Source organism: Amycolatopsis alkalitolerans (assembly GCF_006152065.1).
GTDB lineage: Bacteria > Actinomycetota > Actinomycetes > Mycobacteriales > Pseudonocardiaceae > Amycolatopsis_E > Amycolatopsis_E alkalitolerans.
Window position 1 is genome coordinate 1 of the sequence record NZ_VDFW01000079.1, and the last position, 1,263, is coordinate 1,263.

At 62.8% G+C, this 1,263-nt stretch carries 2 protein-coding genes; both read right to left on the minus strand.

Going from position 1 to position 1,263, the window contains the following annotated elements; all coding sequences use genetic code 11:
* Positions 1-31 precede the first annotated feature (31 nt).
* Positions 32-925, minus strand: coding sequence for an IS3 family transposase (locus FG385_RS33705; RefSeq protein WP_139100869.1), 894 nt, complete (start codon positions 923-925; stop codon positions 32-34).
* Entirely contained in the window at positions 922-1,212 is a 291-nt protein-coding gene (locus FG385_RS33710) for a transposase (protein ID WP_139100870.1), read from the minus strand. The genes FG385_RS33705 and FG385_RS33710 overlap by 4 nt, the downstream gene beginning before the upstream one ends.
* Positions 1,213-1,263: the final 51 nt, after the last annotated feature.

Sequence of the window (1,263 nt, forward strand, 5' to 3'; positions counted from 1 at the left end):
TGAGCTTCCCCCCGGATCGTGGAGGACTCCTCTATGCGGCTCGGTTGGACGCACTGGTCTCGTAGTCGATCGGAGATTTCATGCCACAGGAACTGTGACGTCGCCGTCGATTATAGAAGTCAACGACCCATTTGACAATAACCCGTTGCGCTTGGTCTCGAGTTTTGAAATGATGACGGGACAATACCTCGTGCTCCAAGGTGGAGAAGAAAGATTCGGCTGCGGCGTTGTCGAAACATGACCCGATCCGGCCCATCGACTGGCGAATATCGAGCTTGTGGCAGAGTGTGGTGAAGGTGTTGGCGGTGTAGGTCGAGCCGCGGTCGGAGTGGAAGATCACCCCGGCCACCCGCTCCTTCCCGCCACGGGCGGCGACGGCCATTTTGATGGTGTCACCAGCGAGTTCGGCGTCAGGGTGGCAGCCGGTCGCGTAGCCGAGCAGCCGGCGGGAGAACAAGTCGATCGCCGTCGAGAGATAGAACTTACCCTCGCCGGTCGGGATTTCGGTCATATCCCCAACCCACTTCACGTTCGGCGCCGACGCGGTGAAGTCCCGTTTCACCAGGTCCGGGAACGGCACCGCCCGTTTATCCGGCCTCGTGAGATTCTTGCGCCGCTTTCTAACTCGCGCCACCAACCCCTGGCGAGCCATCGACTTCGCCACTGATTTCTCGCTCACCGTCCATCCATCGGCGCGTAAATCGACGAGAATGCGCGGTGAGCCGTGCAAGCCATGCGACTGCTCGAACGCCTCAGCCACCGCGGCATCGAGCTCGGCGCGGCGCTGCTCGGTGGGCATGGGCTGGTGTTGACGGTGGTGCCACTTGTAGAACCAGGACTCCGACACGGCCAGAGCCCGGCAAGCGACCGCGTGCGGCACGTGGTGACTGGTCCTCTGGTCGGCGATGAACGCGGCCAGGCTCACCGCGTCGCCTCCTTCACCCACAGGACCACGGATCGCTTGAGGACATCGCGCTCCATCCGCAGCTCGGCGTTCTCCGCCCGAAGCCGAGCGAGTTCGGCCCGCTCGTCGCCGCTCAGGCCTTCCGCCTCGCCACGGTTGATCTTGTCCTGTTTGACCCAGTTGGCCAGGGTGCCTGGGTTGATCCCCAGGTCGGCGGCCACTTGGGCGATCGGCTTGTTCGACTCGCGGACGATCCGAACCGCTCCTTCACGGAACTCCCGGTCGAACCGCCGCCTCTTCTCGGGCATAACACATCATCCTCATAGTCCATGCCTCCACGATCTTGGGGGAACCTCAGG